Source organism: Stenotrophomonas sp. (assembly GCF_031995405.1).
GTDB lineage: Bacteria > Pseudomonadota > Gammaproteobacteria > Xanthomonadales > Xanthomonadaceae > Stenotrophomonas.
The window spans coordinates 15,023-17,593 of sequence record NZ_DAMAGC010000088.1 but is presented as its reverse complement, the minus strand read 5'-3'; the positions used below and the strand labels follow the sequence as shown (position 1 = coordinate 17,593).

At 67.0% G+C, this 2,571-nt stretch carries 2 protein-coding genes; both read right to left on the bottom strand.

Annotated elements, in window-relative coordinates; genetic code table 11:
• Positions 1–1,773, bottom strand: a 1,773-nt coding sequence (locus RTO53_RS14465; protein WP_312238447.1) for a methyl-accepting chemotaxis protein, incomplete at its 3' end; no start/stop codon positions are given.
• A 116-nt stretch (positions 1,774–1,889) separates the two neighbouring features.
• Positions 1,890–2,571, bottom strand: a 682-nt coding sequence (locus RTO53_RS14460; RefSeq protein WP_312238446.1) for an EAL domain-containing protein, incomplete at its 5' end; no start/stop codon positions are given.

Genomic DNA, 2,571 nt, shown 5'->3' with positions numbered 1-2,571 from the left:
CGCGCGTTGCGCCAGGCTGCGTACCTCGGCGGCGACCACCGCAAAGCCACGGCCCTGGTCACCGGCGCGCGCAGCTTCCACGGCGGCATTGAGCGCGAGGATGTTGGTCTGGAAGGCGATGCCGTCGATCACGGTGGTGATGTCGGCGATGCGGCGGGAGGCCGTTTCGATGCCGTCCATGGTGGTGACCACCTCGCCCACGATCTCGCCGCCGCGCCCTGCGACCACGGCGGCATCGATGGCCAGGCGATTGGCCTGGTCGGCCGAGGCGGCATTCTGCCGGACCGTGGAGGTCAGCTCTTCCATCGACGCGGCGGTTTCTTCCAGGCTGGCGGCCTGCTGTTCGGTGCGCCTGGAGAGGTCCTGGTTGCCGTTGGCCAACTCCGTCGCCGCGCCGGTGATGGATTCGGACGAGAGGTGGATGCGGCGGACGATATCGGCCAGGTTGGTGGCGGTCTTGTTGGCATCGGCCCCCATGGTGGCAAAGACACCGCGGAAGTCGCCCTCCATGCGCGCCGCCAGGTTGCCCGATGCGACGGCATTGAGGAACGTGGACAGCGCTGCGAGGTTCTGCTCGGCCGTGCCCATCAGGCCGTTGAGGTTTTCCAGCATGGCGCGGAAATCGTACTGATACGCCTCCGGCTCGCCGCGCGCGGCGAAGTTGCCCTCGGACGCTGCCTGGGTGAGCTCGCGGATGTCGCGGTTGATCGACGACAGGTTGCCCTTCACCCGGTCCATGGTCTCGGTGATGATGGCCTTCTCGCCGGGCAGCCGTGGCATGTCCTCGGACAGGTCGCCCACCGCGTAGCGGCCGATCAGGTGGACCAGCTGCATCTTGATGGCGATATGCGCCGCCACGATGTCATTGGTGTCGCGCACCATGACGCCGAACTCGCCCGGGTAGGCGGCGGCGTCCATGCGGTAGCTGATCTGGCCACGTTCATGCCGGGCCGTCATCTCGCCCAACCCGGCAATGACGTGCCGGATGCGTTGGCGCATCTGCTCCATGGCATCGAGCAGCTGGCCGGCCTCGTCGCGCCGGTGGGACACCAGGGCCGTGTCCAGCTTGCCCTGGCTGACGTCGCGGGCGGCTTGCAGGGCCGTGCGCAGGGGGCTGACCACGCTGCGGGTGAGCGCGATGGCGATGACGGTTCCCAGCGCCAGCGCCAGCAGCGTTGCGCCGATCATGAGCACGGCAAAGCCGCGCGCGGTAGCCGTCAGCTGTTCGGCGGTGGCGGCGCTCTTGGCCTCCTGCCAGTCGATGAAGGCGTTGATCGAGGCCAGCCACGCGACAAAGGCCGGTTTGGCCTGGGTGAGCATCAGCGTGGTGGCCGCCGCGACATCGCCGGCCTCGCGTTGCTTGCGGACCTCGGCCAGCAGCGGGAGGGTGGCAGCCTCGTTGGCGGCGATGGTCCTCAGCATGCCGATCTCCTTGCTGTCCGTACTCGCCGCGATCATCTCCGACAGCGGCTTGGCGGCCACCGCGTAGTCGTCGGCGAGCGTGTCGATCTGGCGGTTGGCCTCGGCGCGGGCCTGCAGGTCGTCACTCAGGACGACATCGCGCAGTGCGATCGCGCGGTCATGCACGCTGCCCCTGAAATTGATGGCCAGGCGCTGTTTGACGGCGTTGATGTCATTGATCGTGTGCAGGTCGTTCTCGATGAGGTGGACCCGATGGATGCCGAACAGGGTCAGCACGACCATCAGTCCAATGACGGCGGAGAAGCCAACGCTCATGCGCTGGCCGACACGTAGATTCCTGACAAAGTGCATGGTGGGGATATCGCCTGGATGAGAGGGGGAGGGCGGGAATGGGGCGCTCAAGTCACGCAGCGGACAACCGATATCGGCGGCACCGCGCTGTGCTTCAAAGCCTTGAATCGATGCGTTTACGTAGCGATCTGATTTGTGACGCGGCGGTGACGAGGGCGACGCGCGAGGGATCGCCGTGGCGATGCGACCGGCGCGAAAAGTGCGGCGATCGCCGACGCGGGTGCAGGCGTTGCCAACAGGTACCCCTGGACTTGATCCAGGCCGATCACCGCCAGCGCATCCAGCTGGTCCTGGTGCTCCACGCCTTCGGCAACGGTGAGGTAGCCAAGCTCGTGGGCAAGATGGTGGATCGCCGAGACCTTCGCGCGTGCCCGCCGGTCCGTGCCGATGCCATCGACCAGCGATTTGTCCAGCTTGAGGGTGGCGATGGGCAGGTCGGACAGGTAATTGAAGTTGCTGTAGCCGCTGCCGAAGTCATCGATGGCGATCCTGACGCCCGCCTGGGCCATGGCGGAAATCTGCGCTACGGCGGGCGAGTCGGGGCCGAGCCACTCGCCCTCGGTGATCTCCACCTCCACCAGGCCGACCGGGAGGCAGCGGCGCGCCAGCTTCGCGCGGATGACATCCCAGGCGTCGGTGCCTGCCAGGTAACTGCTGGACAGGTTGATCGACAGGGGTACGTCCAGTCCCTGTAAGCGCCACGCCAGCAGCTGGTCCAGCGCCGCCTCGAGCACCCAGTCGGTGACCCGTGCCATCAGTGCGGTCTGCTCGAAGACCGGGATGAACTCGCGGGGGCTG